This is a genomic window from Mycobacterium sp. NGS27, from assembly GCF_059813005.1.
The window spans coordinates 485,705-504,170 of sequence record NZ_JCALDT010000001.1; the positions used below are offsets into that span (position 1 = coordinate 485,705).

At 68.7% G+C, this 18,466-nt stretch carries 19 protein-coding genes and 1 tRNA gene; 11 read left to right on the top strand and 9 right to left on the bottom strand.

The window, feature by feature from the left end:
- Positions 1-55: 55 nt before the first annotated feature.
- The 3 genes from AC5Y30_RS01980 to aceE all read right to left on the bottom strand — a co-directional run bounded on the left by AC5Y30_RS01980 (position 56) and on the right by aceE (position 5,383).
- On the bottom strand, positions 56-964 hold the full coding sequence (locus AC5Y30_RS01980; RefSeq protein WP_499915834.1) for an ACP S-malonyltransferase: 909 nt from the start codon (positions 962-964) through the stop codon (positions 56-58).
- Positions 965-1,107: 143 nt separating this feature from the next.
- Positions 1,108-2,430 (bottom strand): PucR family transcriptional regulator, encoded by a 1,323-nt coding sequence (locus AC5Y30_RS01985; protein ID WP_499915835.1) that lies wholly within the window; start codon positions 2,428-2,430, stop codon positions 1,108-1,110.
- 163 nt (positions 2,431-2,593) lie between these two features.
- A complete protein-coding gene (gene aceE / locus AC5Y30_RS01990; protein WP_499915837.1) occupies positions 2,594-5,383 on the bottom strand; it encodes a pyruvate dehydrogenase (acetyl-transferring), homodimeric type in 2,790 nt (929 codons plus the stop codon).
- 183 nt (positions 5,384-5,566) lie between these two features.
- Between aceE and AC5Y30_RS01995 the strand changes: the two genes are divergently transcribed.
- The 4 genes from AC5Y30_RS01995 to AC5Y30_RS02010 all read left to right on the top strand — a co-directional run bounded on the left by AC5Y30_RS01995 (position 5,567) and on the right by AC5Y30_RS02010 (position 7,250).
- Positions 5,567-6,154: an Rv2240c family protein gene (locus AC5Y30_RS01995; protein WP_499915839.1), complete on the top strand. Its 588-nt coding sequence runs from the start codon at positions 5,567-5,569 to the stop codon at positions 6,152-6,154.
- An 83-nt stretch (positions 6,155-6,237) separates the two neighbouring features.
- On the top strand, positions 6,238-6,660 hold the full coding sequence (locus AC5Y30_RS02000) for a DUF3052 domain-containing protein (protein ID WP_499915841.1): 423 nt from the start codon (positions 6,238-6,240) through the stop codon (positions 6,658-6,660).
- Complete coding sequence (locus AC5Y30_RS02005) at positions 6,660-7,121, top strand: peroxiredoxin (RefSeq protein ID WP_499915843.1); 462 nt, start codon at positions 6,660-6,662, stop codon at positions 7,119-7,121. Before AC5Y30_RS02000 ends, AC5Y30_RS02005 begins: the two co-directional genes overlap by 1 nt.
- A gap of 57 nt (positions 7,122-7,178) precedes the next feature.
- Positions 7,179-7,250 (top strand) — tRNA-Val (locus tag AC5Y30_RS02010).
- A 43-nt stretch (positions 7,251-7,293) separates the two neighbouring features.
- Here the strand turns inward: AC5Y30_RS02010 and AC5Y30_RS02015 are convergent.
- Entirely contained in the window at positions 7,294-7,596 is a 303-nt protein-coding gene (locus tag AC5Y30_RS02015) for a DUF732 domain-containing protein (RefSeq protein WP_499915845.1), read from the bottom strand.
- 163 nt (positions 7,597-7,759) lie between these two features.
- Here AC5Y30_RS02015 and AC5Y30_RS02020 point away from each other — a divergent pair, with 163 nt between their 5' ends.
- Both AC5Y30_RS02020 and AC5Y30_RS02025 read left to right on the top strand, forming a co-directional pair.
- Entirely contained in the window at positions 7,760-8,725 is a 966-nt protein-coding gene (locus tag AC5Y30_RS02020; protein WP_499915847.1) for a redoxin domain-containing protein, read from the top strand.
- Positions 8,726-8,776: 51 nt separating this feature from the next.
- Entirely contained in the window at positions 8,777-9,907 is a 1,131-nt protein-coding gene (locus AC5Y30_RS02025) for an epoxide hydrolase family protein (protein WP_499915849.1), read from the top strand.
- Positions 9,908-9,910: 3 nt separating this feature from the next.
- On the opposite strand, the gene AC5Y30_RS02030 is transcribed toward AC5Y30_RS02025, so the two are convergent.
- Entirely contained in the window at positions 9,911-10,306 is a 396-nt protein-coding gene (locus tag AC5Y30_RS02030; protein WP_499915851.1) for a VOC family protein, read from the bottom strand.
- 84 nt (positions 10,307-10,390) lie between these two features.
- Positions 10,391-11,206 carry an oxygenase MpaB family protein gene (locus AC5Y30_RS02035; RefSeq protein WP_499915853.1) on the bottom strand — a complete coding sequence of 272 codons (816 nt, stop codon included), beginning with the start codon at positions 11,204-11,206 and terminating at the stop codon, positions 10,391-10,393.
- A gap of 154 nt (positions 11,207-11,360) precedes the next feature.
- Between AC5Y30_RS02035 and AC5Y30_RS02040 the strand changes: the two genes are divergently transcribed.
- Positions 11,361-12,317, top strand: coding sequence for a cobalamin biosynthesis protein (locus AC5Y30_RS02040; RefSeq protein ID WP_499915854.1), 957 nt, complete (start codon positions 11,361-11,363; stop codon positions 12,315-12,317).
- On the opposite strand, the gene AC5Y30_RS02045 is transcribed toward AC5Y30_RS02040, so the two are convergent.
- Genes AC5Y30_RS02045 through AC5Y30_RS02055 form a run of 3 tightly spaced genes read right to left on the bottom strand, consistent with a single transcriptional unit; the run spans position 12,299 to position 14,335 of the window.
- Positions 12,299-13,150: an SURF1 family cytochrome oxidase biogenesis protein gene (locus AC5Y30_RS02045; protein ID WP_499915856.1), complete on the bottom strand. Its 852-nt coding sequence runs from the start codon at positions 13,148-13,150 to the stop codon at positions 12,299-12,301. The genes AC5Y30_RS02040 and AC5Y30_RS02045 overlap by 19 nt on opposite strands.
- On the bottom strand, positions 13,150-13,647 hold the full coding sequence (locus AC5Y30_RS02050; RefSeq protein WP_499915858.1) for a low molecular weight protein-tyrosine-phosphatase: 498 nt from the start codon (positions 13,645-13,647) through the stop codon (positions 13,150-13,152). The genes AC5Y30_RS02045 and AC5Y30_RS02050 overlap by 1 nt, the downstream gene beginning before the upstream one ends.
- Positions 13,640-14,335, bottom strand: a complete 696-nt coding sequence (locus AC5Y30_RS02055; RefSeq protein ID WP_499915860.1) for an HAD-IA family hydrolase — start codon at positions 14,333-14,335, stop codon at positions 13,640-13,642. The genes AC5Y30_RS02050 and AC5Y30_RS02055 overlap by 8 nt, the downstream gene beginning before the upstream one ends.
- Before the next feature lie 90 nt (positions 14,336-14,425).
- On the opposite strand from AC5Y30_RS02055, the gene cobC reads away from it, so the two are divergent.
- From cobC to AC5Y30_RS02075, 4 genes are read left to right on the top strand one after another with little or no spacing between them, the layout of a single operon-like run.
- The gene (gene cobC, locus AC5Y30_RS02060) at positions 14,426-15,472 is read left to right on the top strand and encodes an Rv2231c family histidinol phosphate aminotransferase CobC (protein ID WP_499915862.1); all 1,047 of its coding nucleotides are present in this window, start codon (positions 14,426-14,428) and stop codon (positions 15,470-15,472) included.
- Complete coding sequence (locus AC5Y30_RS02065) at positions 15,469-16,617, top strand: Nif3-like dinuclear metal center hexameric protein (RefSeq protein WP_499915864.1); 1,149 nt, start codon at positions 15,469-15,471, stop codon at positions 16,615-16,617. The genes cobC and AC5Y30_RS02065 overlap by 4 nt, the downstream gene beginning before the upstream one ends.
- A complete protein-coding gene (locus AC5Y30_RS02070) occupies positions 16,614-17,351 on the top strand; it encodes a zinc ribbon domain-containing protein (RefSeq protein WP_499915866.1) in 738 nt (245 codons plus the stop codon). Before AC5Y30_RS02065 ends, AC5Y30_RS02070 begins: the two co-directional genes overlap by 4 nt.
- Positions 17,348-18,463, top strand: coding sequence for a bifunctional RNase H/acid phosphatase (locus AC5Y30_RS02075; RefSeq protein WP_499915868.1), 1,116 nt, complete (start codon positions 17,348-17,350; stop codon positions 18,461-18,463). Before AC5Y30_RS02070 ends, AC5Y30_RS02075 begins: the two co-directional genes overlap by 4 nt.
- Positions 18,464-18,466 lie beyond the last annotated feature (3 nt).

Genomic DNA, 18,466 nt, shown 5'->3' on the forward strand with positions numbered 1-18,466 from the left:
AGTCGAATTGACGTGCTATGCGGTTGTACTGGTTGTGCAACTGGTCGAGCTGGCTTTAGAGCTCGGCCAATGCGTCCAGGTCTGCGGGAGACTTGACGGCGCGAGCCGTGATCCCCCGAAGTTCTCGTTTGGCGATGCCGGTGAGCGTGCCCGCGGGCGGGAACTCCACGGCCGCAGTGACTTCCAGGTCACGCAGCGTCGCGGTGCACAGGTCCCAGCGCACCGGCTGGGTCAGCTGGGCGACCAGCGCCTCCATCGCCGCGGCCGCCGACGCGACCGGCTTGCCGTCGCGGTTCGACAGCAGGGTGGCGGTTGGCTCGGACGTCTGGACAGCGGCCGCCGCGGCGGCGTAGCCGTCGAGCGCCGACGCCATGTACTTGGTGTGGAACGCTCCGGCCACACCCAGGGCGCGCACCCGGGCCTTCTCCGGCGGGTCCTCGGCCAGCTTCTCCAGCGCGGACAGCGAGCCGGCGGCGACTATCTGGCCCGCGGCGTTGCGGTTGGCGGGAAACAGGTCGAGCTGCTCGAGCCGGGCAAGAACCTCGCCCTCGTCCCCGCCGAGCACCGCCGACATGCCGGTGGGCTCGACGGCGCAAGCCTTGGCCATCTCGGCGCCACGGGTGGCGGCCAGCGCGACGGCGTCGTCGGCGGCGATCACGCCGGCGATCGCGTATGCGGCGATCTCGCCGACCGAGTGGCCGGCGACGACCAGTTCCGCATCCGACAGCAGGCCACGTTTGGTCAGCTCCTGATGGGCCAGCAGCGTGGCGGCGACGACCAGCGGCTGGGTGACCGCAGTGTCGGTGATCTCTTCGGTCGATGCAGTGGTGCCCAGGCGCACGAGGTCGAGGCCACTGGCCTTGGACCACAGCGCCAACTGGTCAGCAGCGCCGGCGAGTTCGAGCCACGGCGACAGCATCCCCTCGGTCTGCGAACCCTGTCCGGGCGCAAGCAATGCAATCACGTGTTTAAGAGAACACTGTGGAAACGGTTTTGGCGGGTGTATCAGATTATGAACCTCGTCTTAGGTTTTTGTGAACTCCCTACAAAACAGCTCCTTAAGCTACGGGTTTGATATCGCGCCGCGATCTGTTGCCTGGGTCACTGTCACCCGGATTGGCGCGCGGCGACCCCTCTGACCGGCAGCGGAACCGCCGGCATGGCGTTGTTGTCGGCGCTTGGCGGATTGATGGGGTAGTTGAGCTGGCCGACCGTCGCCGCCACTCGCAGCACATATGCGTCTCGCGGCTGCATGGGATCGCGGCCGGTGAAGTCGGTGATCCGCTTGAGTCGGTAGCGCACGGTGTTTGGATGAACGAACAACTTTCTGGCACAGGCCTCAATCGCGCCGCCACAATCTAAGTAAGCGTCAAGCGTCTCGATCAGCGTGGGACCCGCGTCGGCCAGCGGGCCCATCACGTCGGTATGCAGGGCCACGATCGCGGACGCGTCGCCCATCAGGGCCCGTTCGGGCAGCAGCTCGCGGGCCGGCACCGGCCGCGGCGCACCGCGCCAGCCACCCACGGCGTTCATGCCGGAGATCGCCTCGCTGGCGCTGTGGTAGGCCGCCGTCAGCATCGGCGCGGTGGGTCCGACGACCACGGGGCCGTCGGCGAAGGCCGCCAGCAGGTCGCCGAGGAATTTGTCGGTTGGTGACAGTTGGCCGGACACGATCGCCACCAGCCAGGTGCCGTGCACGTCGGTGAGGGCCGCGCGCCCGTGCTGGGCCGCGATATCGCGGACGTGCTGACTGGCGCGCTCGCTGTCGTCCGGGCCGGTCGATCCGTCGCGGCCGGGGGCCGGGGTGCCGACGACGACCGTCGCCGGGGCGGTGGTGTCCCAGTTCAGCGCCGCGGCGCGGGACAGCAGCTCGGGGCCGGTGTCGCCGCGGACCACCGCGTCGACGACGCTGGCTTCCATCCGGCTGTCCCAGGTGCCGCGTGCTTCGGCCGCGTTCGCGTAGGCGGTGGCGGCGGTGAACGCCAGGTCGCGGCTGTATTTGAGGATGCCCACGGTCAGCGCGGTCAGCTGCTCTTCGGAGCGGGCCAGCAGCGGGACCACTTCCTCGAAGAAGTCCATGGTCACGCGCGCCATGTCGACGCTGTGGCGCAGCGCGATGCGGCGGGCGAGGTCTTGGGGTACCAGTTCGAAGGCCTGCGCGGTGTGGCTGACGTTGCTGTGCGGGTCCTGCATCCACTCCGCGAAGTTGTTGATGGCCGTCTGCACGACCAGCGCCATGCTGGCCCGCTGCGAGGCTTCCAGGTCGGCGAAGAACGGCAACCGGTCGCCCATCACCGAGACCGCTTCGGTGGCCAGCCGGCCGGAGTACTGCTTCAGCCGGCGCAGGACGGAGTCCGGCACGGTATCCAGCAGCTCCAGTGGCGATCGCGGCTGCTTGGCGAACGGACCGGCGAAGGGGTTGTCATTCACCCCTAAAACCTACGCGCCATTTCTGGAAGTTTCCCCCAAAGCCGGCGCGTGTTGTTCGCGGCGTTGGGGGCGGACGTCGAGCGTGAAGTTATCTTCACGCTCGGTGCCCAGCGTGAAGATAACTTCACGCTGGGCGGGCGGGTGGCCGGGGCCGTGCCGCCCGTCAGGCCACCCCCGGGTCCGACGTCTGCTCGGGGGCGGCCTGTACGTCGTCGATCTGGTACTGGCGGGCCGCGGCGATCGGCACCGAGGGGTCGATCTCACCGTCGCGCGCCAGCGCCTCCAGCACCGCGACGACCTGCGATTCGGCGTCGGTGTTGAAATACCGCCGCGCCGCCGGCCGGGTGTCCGAGAAGCCGAACCCGTCGGTGCCCAGGGTGACGTAGGTGCCTGGGACCCAGGGCCGGATCTGCTCGGGAACGGCACGCATCCAATCCGACACCGCGACAATCGGCCCGCTCGCGTTCTCGAGGGCCTCGGTGACGTACGGGACGCCGGCCGGCCGGTCCGGATGGCGCAGCCTCGCCCTGTCGACGGCCACACCGTCGCGGTTCAGCTCGCCCCAGCTGGTCACCGACCACACGTCGGCGGCGACGTCCCACTCCGCGGCGAGCATGTCGGCGGCATTGAGCGCCGACGGCATTGCCACCCCGGACGCCAGGATCTGCGCCTTATTGGTCCGCTGCTCGGTGGCGACGCGGTAACGGTAGAGGCCGCGCAGCACGCCCTCGGGGTCGAAGTTCTCCGGCTCGGGCGGCTGCACGTACGGCTCGTTGTAGACGGTGATGTAGAAGAACACGTCTTCGGGGTTCTCCCCGAACATTCGCGCCAGGCCGCTCTCCACGATGTAGGCGATCTCGTAGGCGAAGGCCGGGTCGTAGGCGACCACGGCGGGGTTGGTGCTGGCGAGCAGCAGCGAGTGGCCGTCGGCGTGCTGCAGGCCCTCGCCCGTCAGCGTGGTGCGCCCCGCGGTGGCCCCGAGCAAGAACCCGCGTGTCATCTGGTCGGCGGCGGCCCACAGGCCGTCGCCGGTGCGCTGGAAGCCGAACATCGAATAGAAGATGTAGATCGGGATCATCGGCTCGTTGTGCGTCGCATACGACGTGCCGACCGCAATGAACGACCCCACCGACCCGGCCTCGTTGATGCCCTCGTGCAGGATGTGGCCGCCTTCGCTTTCCTTGTAGGCCAGCATCAGCTCGGCGTCCACTGCGGTGTACAGCTGGCCGTTGCGGTTGTAGATCTTCAGCGACGGGAACCAGGAGTCCATCCCGAAGGTGCGCGCCTCGTCGGGGATTATCGGCACGATCCGCGGGCCAACTTCTTTGTCCCGCAACACTTCCTTGAAGGTCCGCACCGTCGCCATGGTGGTCGCGACCTCCTGGTTTCCCGACCCCTTTTTCAGCGCGGCGTAGGTTTCGCGGCCTGGCAGCCGCAGCGCCTTCGCCTTGGTCCGCCGCTCGGGCAAAAAGCCCCCGAGGGTGCGCCGGCGGTCGACCATGTAGCGGATCTCCTCGGCGTCGGAGCCGGGGTGATAGTAGGGCGGCAGGTAGGGATCCTCTTCCAGCTGGGCGTCGCTGATCGGGATCCGGATCGCATCGCGGAAGTCCTTAAGGTCTTGCAGCGCAAGCTTTTTCATCTGGTGGGTGGCGTTGCGGCCCTGGAAATGTGCGCCCAGCGAATAGCCCTTGATGGTCTTGGCCAGGATGACCGTGGGCTGGCCCTTGTGGTCGACGGCGGCGCGGTAGGCGGCGTAGACCTTGCGGTAGTCGTGGCCGCCGCGCTTGAGGTTCCAGATCTCGGAATCGCTCATGTGCTCCACGAGCGCCTTGGTGCGCGGGTCGCGGCCGAAGAAGTGATCGCGCACGTACGCACCGTCATTGGCCTTGTACGTCTGGTAGTCGCCGTCCGGGGTGGTGTTCATCAGATTGACCAGCGCGCCGTCGCGGTCGGCATGCAGCAGGGCGTCCCACTCGCGGCCCCAGACCACCTTGATGACGTTCCAGCCGGCGCCACGGAAAAACGACTCCAGCTCCTGAATGATCTTGCCGTTGCCGCGCACCGGGCCGTCGAGGCGCTGCAGGTTGCAGTTGATCACGAACGTCAGGTTGTCCAAGCCCTCCAGCGCGCCCACGTGCGCCAGGCCCCGGCTCTCCGGCTCGTCCATCTCGCCGTCGCCCAGGAAGCACCACACGTGCTGGTCGGACGTGTCCTTGATGCCGCGGTCGTGCAGGTAGTGGTTGAACCGCGCCTGGTAGATCGCGTTGAGCGGACCGAGCCCCATCGAGACCGTGGGGAACTCCCAGAAGTCGGGCATCAACCGCGGGTGCGGGTACGACGGCAGCCCGCCGCCGGCGTGGCTGTGCTCCTGCCGGAAGCCGTCCATCCGGTCGGCGGTCAACCGGCCTTCCAGGAACGCGCGGGCATAGATGCCCGGGGACGCGTGGCCCTGGATGAACACCTGGTCGCCGCCGCCGGGGTGCGATTTACCGCGAAAGAAGTGGTTGAACCCGACCTCGTAGAGCGCCGCCGACGAGGCGTAAGTCGAAATGTGGCCGCCCACACCGACTCCCGGGCGCTGGGCGCGGTGCACCATGATCGCCGCGTTCCACCGGATCCACGCGCGATAGCGCCGCTCCACGTCCTCGTCGCCGGGGAACCACGGCTCGAGTTCGGTCGGAATGGTGTTGACGTAGTCGGTGGACGTCAGCGACGGGACCGCGACGCGCTGCTCGCCGGCCCGTTCCAGCAATCGCAGCATCAGGTAACGCGCCCGCGACGGGCCGGAGCGCTCCAGCAGCTCATCGAAGGACTCCAGCCACTCCGACGTCTCTTCGGGATCGATGTCGGGCAGGTAGGAGGCCACCCCCTCGCGGATCACCCGAACGCGGTCGGGTTCGGTTGCGCTGTGGGGGTTTGTGGCCAGATCGTGGCGCACGAACTCAGTTGTCAACGCACTACTCCTGTTGTTGGCGGAATGTGTGCCGTAACGGGTGGGTCGCACCCTGCCACCATCGTGCCGCACCCGTGTCTCGCGCGGATAGCCGACGTCGGCTCGCCGGCGAAGCGTGGCGCGGCGAACACGAACTCGGCGGGTATGGGGCAGTCGGGCAACCCACCCGGTAACGTCAGCCGTGTGCTCATCCGGTGGGGTGCCGTCCCTCAGACGCAGGTGAAGGCTTTGCCCCAGCGCGGGGCCTTGGCGCTGGGATGTGTGGCCGTGGCCCTGATGGGCATCGTCGGGTGCACCTCCGTCACCAACGGCACGGCCACGCCCGACACCAAGGTGGCGCCGGCCTACCGGCAGTCGGTGTCCGCGTCGGTGTCGGCGTCGTCGGTGACCTCGAGCGTGCGGGAGTCACAGCGGCAGCAATCGCTGACCACCAAGGCCGTGCGCACCGCCTGCGCCACGCTGATCACCACCAGCAAGAACGCGATCGACAAGACCAACGAGTTCGTGAAGGCGTTCAACGCCGGCCGCGGCACCGGCCCGACCGAAGGCCCGGCCATCGACGCCCTCAACGACAGCGCCACCACGGTGGGCAATAGCTTCAGCGATGCGATGTCGCAGCAGATAAAGGACGCCTTCAACGCCTACATCGACGCCGCGCGCGCGGTGGCCAACGCCATCGGGACGCACGCGGGAACCGGCGAATTCAACAAACGGGTCGACCAGCTCAACGACACGAAGAAGAACGCGGTGAAACTGTGTCTGGCAACGTGATGGTGCGGAAGTATGGACCGGGTTCTGGCTGTGCGACGATAATCCTCAATCGCATCGCGTGCGGACATTAAGGAGGCTCCACGGTGGTCGCGGCGGATCACGCCCCGAGCTACGCTCGCAAATTGGGCATCCAACCCGACCAAGTTGTCCAGGAGTGGGGCTGGGATGAAGACACCGATGACGAGATCCGCGCCGCGGTCGAGGAGGCCTGCGGCAGCGACTTGCTCGACGAAGACACCGACGAGGTAGTCGACGTCGTTCTGCTGTGGTGGCGAGACGGTGACGGCGACCTGGTGGACACCCTGATGGATGCGATCGGCCCGCTGGCCGAGGACGGCGTGATCTGGGTGCTGACGCCCAAAACCGGCAAGCCCGGGCATGTGTTGCCGGCCGAAATCGCTGAGGCCGCGCCCACCGCCGGTTTGATGCCGACCTCGTCGGTCAACCTGGGGGACTGGAGCGCCAGCCGGCTGGTGCAGCCCAAATCCCGTGCCGGGAAGCGTTGATGCTGCCCGTCGGCACAGCCGCCCCGGATTTCACCTTGCGCGACCAGAATCAACAACGCGTCACGCTGAGCTCCTATCGGGACGCCAAGAACGTACTGCTGGTGTTCTTCCCGCTGGCATTCACCGGGATTTGCCAGGGCGAGCTGGACCTGTTGCGCGACCACCTGCCCGATTTCGAAAACGACGACAGCGCGGCGCTGGCGATCTCGGTGGGACCTCCGCCGACCCACCGGGTCTGGTCGCTGGACAGCGGTTTCACCTTCCCGGTGTTGTCGGACTTCTGGCCCCATGGCGCGGTCAGCCAGAGCTATGGCGTGTTCAACGAGGACGCCGGTTACTCCAACCGCGGGACGTTCGTCGTCGATCGGTCCGGGATCATCCGCTTCGCCGAGATGAAACAGCCCGGCGAGTCCCGCGATCAGCGGCTCTGGACCGATGCCCTGGCCGCACTGCGGGGCTGAGCGGGGCTGGAAATTTTGGGAACTTGGCCTTCGGACGGGTAGCCTGCCCGGGGCAACGGGCGCGTAGCTCAGTGGTAGAGCTCTGGTTTTACACACCAGCGGTCGGCGGTTCGATACCGTCCGCGCCCACCGACATTTGCGCGCGGCGGCGTGACCGCGCCGAATCGCTCGCTTACGAACTGGCGGCCGTCGTCGTGGTGGTCGACGAGATCGCGTCCGGACAGTAGGCGCTGGCCGCGATCGCGGTGAATTTCTCCGCTTTCTCTTCGGTCAGTGCGGCCGCCTTCGACGTCATCGCCTTGGCGATATCCGCCATCGCCGTGCCGCCCCCAGCCGCCGAGCACACATAGTGGGCGGCCTGGATGACCTGCGCCGGATCGTTATAGGTGAAGCCGGCCGAATTGAGCGACGCGAGGAACGCGTCGTCGGTGTCATCGGCGTGCGCGGGCACCGCCAAGCCAATGACGGCCGCCACGCCGGAAATCATCAGAACGAGCTTCATAAATTCGAAATCGTCCCAGATGCGCTGGGCGGTTCGTGGCCGACGAAACAATTTGTAACAATCGGCAACCTCCGGTTGACAGACCGAATTATCCGAGTGTGCTTCGCGCAAAGCGCCCCGGCGTTAGTCTTTGCCGATGATCGCGGGCGAGAAGGCGCCTGACTTCACTTTGTTTGATCACACCGGTCGGCCCCGGGCGCTGTCCGCGCTCCTTGCCGAAGGGCCGGTTGTGCTGTTCTTCTTCCCACTCGCATCATCACCGATCTGTACGGCCCAGGCCTGTCATTTTCGGGACCTCAGCAACGAATTCGTGACGGTGGGCGCCCAGCGGGTGGGTATCAGCACCGACACCGTCGACAGGCAGGCCCACTTCGCCCAACAGCGCTCGTTCGACTATCCGCTGCTCTCCGACGCGGACGGCGTGGTGTCCGAGCTGTTCGGGGTGCGCCGAGGCAGGTTCGCCAAGCTGCGTAGATCCGTCGCCGCGCGTGACGAGGCCCGGCGCGGCCGGCACACCCGGCGCCGTGGCCTGCTGGCCCGGTTGCTCCCGGTCAGACGGACCACGTTCGTCATCGACACCGATCGGACCGTGCTCAAGGTGGTCTCCAGCGAGCTGCGGGCATCGGTGCATGCCGACCAGACCTTGTGGTTCCTGCAGCACCACATGGGTGCCCATAGTTCGCCGCATGCCGGGGGGAAGCATTCCGACGCGCCTCGGCAGTCGGAGGACAAAGGCACGGAATCAGAGACCGCGAACGAGCCGAGCCTGGTCCGGCCGTACGCGCTGACGGGAGGCCGCACCGACGCCGGTGTCGAACTCGCACTCGAGGCTCCGGTCGAAGCGCTCGACACCACAGCGAAGCCGCCGCGCTGGCCGAGAAACGATGTGCGGGGCCAGATCCTGACCTATTGCGTGCAGAGTCCCTCGGTCGCAGAGATCGCCGCTCGGCTGTCCCTGCCGCTCGGTGCGACGCGGTTCCTGGTCGGCGAACTGGTGACACAGGGCTATCTGAGGGTGCACGCACCCCTCGGTGACTCGATGTCGATCGACGAACGACGTGAACTGATCGGCCGGACCCTCAGCGGCCTGCGAGCGCTCTGACGGCGCCGGGGTGCGTGCCGCCGGTCACGCGGCCGCAGGCACTATGAACGCGTGAAACCGTTCCGCATCGAGGTTCCTGACGACGTTCTCGACGATCTGCGATCGCGGCTGGCCCGTACGCGTTGGCCGGAGGCCGAATGCGTGGACGACTGGAGCCAGGGCGTGCCGTTGGCCTACACCCGCGAGCTGGCCGACTACTGGGCCAACCACTACGATTGGCGAGCGCGGGAGGCCGCGCTCAACCGTTTCGATCAGTTCACCACCGAAATCGACGGCCTGGACATCCATTTCATCCATCAGCGGTCGCCGCACGCCGACGCCTTCCCGCTCGTGATCACGCACGGCTGGCCGGGTTCGATCGTGGAGTTCCACAAGGTGATCGAGCCGTTGACCAATCCCGCGTCGGGCCGCGCCGAGGACGCCTTCCACGTGGTATGTCCATCGCTTCCGGGATATGGGTTCTCCGGAAAACCCACCGAGACCGGCTGGGGCGTGGAAAAGATTGCCGAGGCGTGGGAAACGCTCATGCTGCGCTTGGGGTACGACCGCTACGGCGCCCAGGGCGGCGACTGGGGCGCCGCCGTCACGACACAGATCGGCCGCAACAGTAGCCACAGGGGAGGCCACTGCCTGGCGATCCACCTGAACATGCCGGTCGGCCGGCCCACCAAGGACTCGCTGACCAACCCGACCGACGAGGAGCAACGGGCGCTCGCTGGGTTGGCCAACCACCGCAAGTGGGGCACCGGCTATTCCAAGCAACAGTCCACCCGGCCGCAGACACTGGGCTACGGCTTGGCTGATTCGCCTGTGGGGCAGCTGGCCTGGATCGTCGAAAAGTTCTGGGACTGGGCCGATTGCGACGGGCATCCCGAGAACGCGGTCAGCCGCGACGAGCTGCTCGACAATGTGATGGTGTACTGGGTGACCAACACCGCCGCGTCCTCGGCCCGCCTGTACTGGGAGAGCTTTGCGGTCTGGGGCGGCGGGGATCGCGTCGAATTGCCAACGGGCGTCGCGGCTTTCCCCGGTGAGCTGCTCAAGGCGCCTCGTAGCTGGTGCGAGCCGGTCTACAACATCACCCACTGGACGGACATGCCGCGGGGCGGGCATTTCGCTGCGTTCGAACAACCGGAGCTGTTCGTCGAGGACGTGCGCGCGTTCTTCGCGACGGTGCGCTGACGATCAGCCGGGTGGGGCGAACAACTCCAGGGCGATGCCGTCGGGGTCGCGGAAACTCAGCCCGGAGCCGTACGGCGCATCCACGATGCCGCCGTGCTCGATGCCCAGTTCACCCAGCCGGGTGACCCAGTTCTCCAGCTCGGCGCGGCTGGCGCAACCGAAGCCGACATGGTCGAGACCGACGCGATGTTCGCTGAACTTTTCGTCGGGTGCCTCGCGGTCGTGCTGATGGATGCCGAATATCGTGCCCCCGTCGAGCATCCACACCTGATGGTGAAATCCGGCATCGGTGTGTTCGTCGAGGATCGGGTCGGCGCCGAGCAGGTTGCGATACCACGGGCCGCTGATGTCGATGTCGCGCACCGTGACCGCGACGTGGTTGAGCGGTGGAAACGTCATGCCTTGCCACGCTAGTCCGCTTTGCGCGGTACGGGCTCGCCTATTGACGAGGAAGATTTTCCCCTCGAAACGACCCTGTGCCCGCTAGACGATCCGCCAGCCGCGCCGGGCGCGAAACCGCATGTCCCACAGGTAGATTCGATACAGGAGGATCCAGGCGTCATGGAGGATGAACAGGTCGGCCAGCCGCAGCGCCGAAAGCAGCCATTCGAACCGGCGCTGCTGGCGCGGCGACCAGTCCAGCTGCATCATCGCCCGAAACTGCGGAGCCAAAAAGCCAGTCGTCGCGAACAGGTTGAGCGGCCCCCCCAGCACCCGCAAGGGCCAGGGCAGAAACGCCATGGCAGCCACCCCGTGCAGATGTTCGCGCACCGGGGGGTCGATGCGCAGTTCTTCGAGCGAACGCTTCCAGTACGCATCAAAGGCGGCCCGGTCTGGCGGCCACATGCTCTCGGGCACCTGCAACGTGGTGCCTAGCCGCTTGCCGTCTTGATAGACGGCGTCGGCGGTCGCGTCGTCCAGCGGGCCGTACAGGAACTCGTGTTGCTCAACGAAGTACCGGTACAGGCAGGCCGCCACCCACAGCTGCAGCTTCGGGTCGAATGCGTTGTAGGACACCGGACTTGACGACGTCGATCGCACTTGCCGGTGCGCGCCGTCGACGGCGGCGCGGATCATCGCCCGGTCGGACTCGGTCCCGATGGCCGCGACCGCCAGATAGGTGCCGGTGGTGCGGGCCCGCTTGAAGGGATGCTTGTAGACGTTGCCGCTGTCCACCGGGCTTTCCAGCACGCCATAGCCGACGCCGGGCAACGACAACTGCATGATGACGTTCGCGGCGGGCAACAACAACGCCGCCGGGTTCAGCAGGTCGGCGACGCGGGTCGCGGGCCGCTTCACCGCCGACCTCGCCTGCTGGGCCTCATGCCTTCGAGTAGACCATCGCCGGATCGGCACGATCAATGATCTGACGTTATATCCGCCTGATAATGGGCGCGCCTGGGCGGTCAGCACCTAGCCGAGGCGGGGCGCGAGGGTGTGAGACGCTGCCGAGGTGGTTGCGAGGCAGGCTCGAGTCGCGGGCGTGGCGATCGGCTATTTGGCCGACCGCGCGCTGGGCGACCCGCGACGGGGCCATCCCGTCGCGCTGTTCGGCCGTACCGCCGCCGCGCTGGAGAAGGTGACCTATCGCGACAGCCGGATCGCCGGCGCGGTCCATGTCGGGGCGCTGATCGGGGCGGTGGGCGTGCTCGGCCTGGCGATGCAGCAGGCCGCCGCGCGGAGCGCCCGGGTGTGGCCGATCGCGGCGACGGCCGCGGCCACCTGGGTCTCGCTGGGTGGCACCTCGTTGGCCCGCACCGGACTGGACATGTCGGAGCGGCTGGGACATGGCGACGTCGAGGCCGCGCGTGCGCTGCTGCCGTCGTTGTGCGGGCGTGACCCGGCGTCGCTGAACGGCGCGGGCCTGACCCGTGCGTCGCTGGAATCGATCGCCGAGAACACCTCCGACGCCCAAGTGGCACCGCTGCTGTTCGCGGCGGTCGGCGGCTTGCCCGCGGTCCTGGTATATCGCGGCATCAACACCCTGGACTCGATGGTCGGCTATCGCTCGCCGCGGTATCTCCGGTTCGGTTGGGCCGCGGCGAGATTGGATGACACCGCCAACTTCCTCGCCGCGCGGGTGACCGCGTCGCTGACGGTGCTGCTGGCGCCGGTGGTCGGGGGATCACCGGCGGGCGCGGCCCGGGCCTGGCGCCGCGATGCCGCCCGTCACCCCAGCCCCAACGCCGGCGTCGTCGAGGCCGCCTTCGCCGGGGCGCTGGGCGTGCGCCTGGGCGGTCCCACGCACTACCAGCACGGACTGCAGATCCGGCCCACGCTCGGCGATGGCCGCGAGCCGACGGTGGCCGACCTGCGGCGCGCCGTGACGCTGTCGTCGCTGGTGCAAGCGGGTGCCGCGGTGTTGGCCGGACTGTTGACGTATCTGTCGGGTTACCGCCGGCGGCCGTAGCGGTCGGCGAGTTTGGCCTCGACGGACTGCGGCGCCTCGGGCGCCTGGGTCGCTTCGGGGGTGGGCGCTGCCTCGGGCGCCGGCCGGGGTTGTTTCTCCTGTCGCCGGGCGCGGATCTCCGAGTAGGCGAAGTAGCCCAAGCCGATGGGTGCGAGGATGCCGAACGCGATCCACTGGATGCCGTAGGACAGGAACGGGCCCGCGTCCAGCTGCGGCACGCCTACCACGCCGAGCCCACCGGGCTGACCGTCGATCAGTTGCAGGTAGGACCCGGCCAGTGGGGTCTTGGTCAGCACGGCGACCTGTTCGGTGTCGATCGAATAGACCTGCTGCACACCGTCGCCCACGAACGGATCCTTGTTCGCCGCGGCGGTCTCGGAGTTGCGCAGCCGCGCCGTGATGGTCACCGTCTGCGCGGGCGGGCGGGGTATCGGCGGGACGTGAGACCCCTCCAAAGGACGCACATAGCCGCGGTCGACCAGGACGGTCGGTCCGCCGTCGACGACGAACGGCGCCAGCACCTCGAACGCCGGCTTCGAGTCGATCACCCGCAACCGGGCCAGCACTTGCACGTCCGGCAGATAGTGCCCGGTTGCGGTGACCTGGCGCCACTGCGCGCCGGGAGCCGCCGAATTCTGCTGCGGCAGTAGCGTTTTCAACGGAACCGGCGCGGTGTTCAGCGAAGCTTCGATCTGGCGGTTCTCCTGCGACGTCCTGCTGTGCTTGCCCAGCTGCCAGGGCGCGAGCACCGTGAAGCACAGGTACGCGAAGGCGAGGACCACCAGCGCCAGCACGATCCAGCCCGGGCGCAGCGGGAAGGGCAACCGGCGCATCAAGGGGATCCGTTCTGCGCGAGCCGTTCGTCGACCCAGTCGTGCAGGCCGGGCAGCGCGGCCTCGATGACGGCGTAGACGCGTTCGAAGTCTTCGGTGTCGCCGTAGTAGGGATCGTCCACGTCGGGGGTGTGGGCGCCGCTGCGCGGGTCGAAGGACCGCAGCATCCGGACGCGATCCTCGTCCGCGCCCAGGTGCCGCAGCATCCGGGCGTGGTTGCGGTCCAGGGCCACCACCAGATCGGCGCCCAGGTGCTCGGCGTCGACCTGTGCGGCGCGGTGCTCGCACGCGTAGCCGTGGGCGCGCAGCACGCCGGCCGCCCGCTCGTCGGCGCGCTCGCCCACATGCCAGTTGCCGGTGCCGGCGCTGCTCACCCGCACCGCGTCGGCCAGGCCCCGCCGGCGCAGCTGGTCGGCGAACATCTTCTCGGCCATCACCGAACGGCAGATGTTGCCGGTGCACACGAACGTGACGTGCAGCGCCTCGCGACTAGACACCCAGTGCCCTCCGCAGTTCGTCGATGGTCGAGGCGTGCGTCACGCCGGATTCGGCGGCGTCGCTCGCGGCTGCGCGGTCGGGGAAATCGGCTTTGCCGTAGCCCCAGCCGACCACCACCGTGTCGATGCCGTGCGCGGCCGCGCCGTGCACGTCGTGGCTGCGGTCGCCGACCATGCGCACCCGCTCGGGCAGGGGCCGCAGCTGCGCCAGGGCATGGGCCAGCACGTCGACCTTGGTCTTGCGCGAACCGTCGGGGCTGGCGCCGGCGATGACCTCGAAGTGCTGGTCGAGCCCGAAATGAGCGAGGATGCGCCGCGCCGTGGGCTCCAGCTTCGAGGTGGCGACCGCCAGCCGGACGCCGGCGGCGCGCAGATCCACCAGCAGCGCCTCGATCCCGTCGAAGAGCGCGTTCATCGCCCAGCCCCGAGCGCCGTATTCGGCGCGAAACGCGGCGATGGCCTCCTCGGCGTCGGCGCCGAGCTCCATCGCCCGGAACGTGTCGTCCATCGGCGGGCCGACGATCTGCGCGACGAGGTCGCCGGGCGGCACCGGGGCGCCGATGTGGTCGAGCGCATGCAGGAAGCTGGCGACGATCCCCTCCGCGGAGTCGGTCAGCGTGCCGTCGAGATCGAAGATCACCAGCTGCGCCCCGGGGGCCTCGCGTTCGGCCGGCCTTGTGCCTGTCACCTCACCATTGTCCTTGATGGGCGGGGCCGGGTGTGACGGTGTTGCCGATGCATCGCCGGGCGGACCGGCCGGCGCACTAGTGTTTCACGGATGGCGAGTCTGAACCTGAGCCCGCCTGCGGCGCGCTACCACGGTGATCAGGCCGTCGCGCCCGGGATGCTGGATTTCGCCGTCAACGTCAGGCACGGCCGCCCGCCGGAGTGGCTGCTGCGACGACTGGCCGAGCGGCTGCCCGATCTGGCGCGCTACCCGAGCCTCGACGACGTCCACCGGGCCCAGGACGCGGCCGCCGAGCGGCACGGCCGGACCCGCGACGAGGTGCTGCCGCTGGCCGGCGTGGCCGAGGCCTTCGCGCTGCTGGCCAACCTGCGTCCGCGCCGGGCGGCGATCATCGCGCCGGCGTTCACCGAGCCCGCCGTCGCCCTGACCGCGGCCGGGGTGCCGGTGCACCACGTCGTGCTGGAGCCGCCGTTCGGCCTGGCCGGTGCGGCCGTCCCCGACGACGCCGACCTCGTCGTGGTGGGTAACCCGACCAACCCCACCTCGGTGTTGCACACCCGCGAACAACTGCTGGCGTTGCGCCGGCCCGGGCGGATCCTGGTGGTCGACGAGGCCTTCGCCGACTCGATTCCCGGTGAGCCGCAGTCGCTGGCCGGCGACGCGCTGCCCGACGTGCTGGTGTTGCGCAGCCTGACCAAGACGTGGGCACTGGCCGGGTTGCGGGTGGGCTACGCGCTCGGTTCCCCCGAGGTGTTGGCGCGGCTGACCGTGCAGCGGGCGCACTGGCCGGTGGGCACGCTGCAACTGACGGCCATCGCGCAGTGTTGCGGTCGGCAGGCGGTCAGCGCCGCGGCGGCCGGCGCGACGCGATTGGCGCGGCTGCGCGCCCAGATGGTGGCGGGCCTGGCGTCGGTGGGCGCCGAGGTGGTCGACGGCCAGGCGCCGTTCGTGCTGTTCCGCACGCCGGACGCGGTCCGGCTCCGAAAAAGTCTGCATGACAGGGGAATTGCCGTTCGCCGCTGTGATACGTTCGTCGGCTTGGACGAGCGGTACCTGCGGGCGGCGGTGCGTAGCGAGTGGCCGCGGTTGGTGCAAGCCATCTCGGAAGCGACGGGACACCTCGGGGGGCAGCGGTGAGCGTGAAGCTGGCCGAGGTCATCGCGGTGCTCGACGAGGCCTACCCGCCGCGGCTCGCGGAATCGTGGGATTCGGTGGGGCTGGTGTGCGGTGACCCCGACGACGAGCTGCACTCGGTGACCGTCGCGGTCGACCCGACGCCGGCCGTCGTCGACGCGGTTCCCCGGGCGAGCCTGCTGTTGGCCCATCACCCACTGCTGTTGCGCGGGGTGGACTCCGTGGCGGCCAGCACCCCCAAGGGCGCGCTGGTGCACCGGTTGATCCAGACGGGGCGTTCTCTGTTCACCGCGCACACCAATGCCGATTCGGCTCGCCCGGGCGTCTCCGATGCGCTGGCCGAGGCGCTGAGCCTGACCGTCGAGGCCGTGCTCGAACCGGCGACGGGCGCGCCCGACCTCGACAAGTGGGTCGTCTACGTGCCCGGCGAGAACGCGGAAGCGGTGCGGGAGGCGGTGTTTGCGGCCGGCGCCGGCCACATCGGGGACTATTCGCACTGCAGCTGGACCGTCAGCGGCATCGGGCAGTTCCTGCCGCACGAAGGCGCCTCGCCCGCGCTGGGCAGCGTCGGGAAGGTCGAGCGGGTGGCCGAAGACCGGTTCGAGGTCGTCGCGCCCGCGCGATCCCGGGCCGCGGTGCTGGCGGCGATGCGCGCCGCCCACCCCTACGAGGAGCCCGCGTTCGACATCTTCGCGCTGGTGCCCCCACCCGGCGACACCGGGCTGGGCCGCATCGCGACGCTGGCACGCCCGGAACCGTTGCGCGACTTCGTCTCCCGTGTGCAGACGGCGTTGCCGCGGACATCCTGGGGAGTGCGAGCGGCGGGCGACCCCGATACGCCGGTGTCGCGGGTCGCCGTCTGCGGTGGCGCCGGAGATTCGTTGCTGGCCGCGGCGGCCGGTGCCGGTGTGCAGGCCTATGTCACGGCCGACCTGCGGCACCATCCGGCCGACGAACATCGCCGCGCCTCCGATGTGGCTCTGATCGATGTGGCACATTGGGCAAGTGAATTCCCTTGGTGTGAACAGGCCGCCGGGTTGCTGCGGTCGCGTTTCGGTGCGGAACTCCCGGTGCGAGTGAGCTCGATTCGCACCGACCCGTGGAACGTCGAGCACGCTGACAACGAGTCCGGGGGGGACGGGTCATGAAAGCCGAAGTGGCACAGCAGCGTTCGTTGCTGGAATTATCGAAATTGGATGCCGAGCTGTCCCGGATCACGCACCGGGCCACGCATCTGCCGGAACAAGAGACCTGCGAGCGGTTGCAGAAGGAAGTCGAAGCGGCGGGCGACCGGCTGGCCACGCTGCGCATCGCCTTGGAAGACATCGACGCCCACGCCTCGCGGCTCGAGGCCGAGATCGACGCGGTGCGCAAGCGGGAAGACCGCGACCGCTCGCTGCTGCAGTCGGGCGCGACCGACGCCAAGCAACTGTCGGATCTACAGCACGAGCTGGAGACCCTGCAGCGTCGTCAAACCAGCCTGGAGGACTCGCTGCTGGAGGTGATGGAACGTCGCGAGGAGCTGCAATCTGAGCTGGACCGTGAGCAGCAGACGCTGACGTCACTGGAGGCCGAGATGGCCGGCGCGCGCGAGGCTCTCGACGCCGCGGTCGCCGAGATCAGCGAGGCCCGCGAGCTGCAGTCCTCGCGGCGTGACTCGCTGAGCGCCGAGCTGGATCCGGCGCTGGCCGCCCTGTACGAACGCCAGCGCGCCGGGGGAGGCGCGGGCGCGGGACAGCTGATCGGGCGCCGGTGCGGGGCCTGCCGACTCGAGATCGACCGCGGCGAGTTGTCCCGCATCTCGGCGGCGGCCGAAGACGATGTGGTGCGCTGCCCCGAATGTGGCGCGATCCTGTTGCGGGTCAAGGGTTTCGACCAGTGAAGGTCGTCATCGAGGCCGACGGCGGGTCACGCGGTAACCCCGGGCCCGCCGGATACGGTGCGGTGGTATGGACCCAGGACCGAGCGACCGTGCTGGCGGAGGCCAAGCAGGCGATCGGCCGGGCAACCAACAACGTTGCCGAATACCGTGGTCTGATAGCCGGTTTGGACGACGCCCTGAATTTGGGCGCCACCGAGGCCGCGGTGTACCTGGATTCCAAGCTGCTGGTGGAACAGATGTCGGGTCGGTGGAAGGTCAAGCACCCCGACCTGGTCGAGCTGCATGCCGAAGCCCGGAACCGGGCGCGACGCTTCGAGCGGATCAGCTACTCGTGGATTCCGCGGGAGCGCAACACGCACGCCGACCGGTTGGCCAACGAGGCGATGGACGCCGCGGCCGAGGTCGACGACGCGACGCAAAAGCCCGAGCCGGCACAACAATCCGCCCCGGCGGCAAAACCCGAACCCGCCCCGTCGGCGCCCGGCTGGACCGGCGCGCGCGGCACCCCGACCCGACTGCTGCTGCTGCGGCACGGCCAGACCGAGTTGTCGGTGCAGCGCCGGTATTCGGGTCGCGGCAACCCGGCGCTGACCGAGCTGGGGCGGCGGCAGGCCGACGCGGCTGCGCGCTATCTGGCGCAGCGGGGCGGGATTTCGGCGGTGTTCGCCTCGCCGCTGCAACGGGCTTATGACACCGCGGCGGCGGCGGCCAAGGCACTGGGCCTGGACGTGACCGTCGACGACGACTTGATCGAGACGGATTTCGGCTCCTGGGAGGGGCTGACGTTCGCCGAGGCGGCCGAGCGCGATCCCGAGCTGCATGGTCGCTGGCTGCGCGACACCGGCACCGCACCCCCGGGCGGGGAGAGCTTCGACGCGGTGGCCGAGCGCGTGTCGCGGCTTCGTGACCGGATCGTCGCCGCCCAGCAGGGCACGACGGTGCTGGTGGTGTCGCACGTGACACCGATCAAGATGTTGCTCCGCGAGGCGCTGGACGCCGGCCCCGGCATCCTGTACCGCCTGCACCTCGACCTGGCATCGTTGAGCATCGCCGAGTTCTATTCCGACGGAGCGTCTTCGGTGCGGTTGGTGAACCAGACGGACTACCTGTAGACG

Excerpts from the sequence above, each read along its gene's own strand:
- AC5Y30_RS02005 (WP_499915843.1), top strand. The coding sequence starts at position 6,660 with ATGCTGCCCGTCGGCACAGCCGCCCCGGATTTCACCTTGCGCGACCAG.
- AC5Y30_RS02020 (WP_499915847.1), top strand. The coding sequence starts at position 7,760 with ATGATCGCGGGCGAGAAGGCGCCTGACTTCACTTTGTTTGATCACACC.
- AC5Y30_RS02030 (WP_499915851.1), bottom strand. The coding sequence starts at position 10,306 with ATGACGTTTCCACCGCTCAACCACGTCGCGGTCACGGTGCGCGACATC.
- AC5Y30_RS02045 (WP_499915856.1), bottom strand. The coding sequence starts at position 13,150 with ATGCGCCGGTTGCCCTTCCCGCTGCGCCCGGGCTGGATCGTGCTGGCG.
- cobC (WP_499915862.1), top strand. The coding sequence starts at position 14,426 with ATGGCGAGTCTGAACCTGAGCCCGCCTGCGGCGCGCTACCACGGTGAT.
- AC5Y30_RS02070 (WP_499915866.1), top strand. The coding sequence starts at position 16,614 with ATGAAAGCCGAAGTGGCACAGCAGCGTTCGTTGCTGGAATTATCGAAA.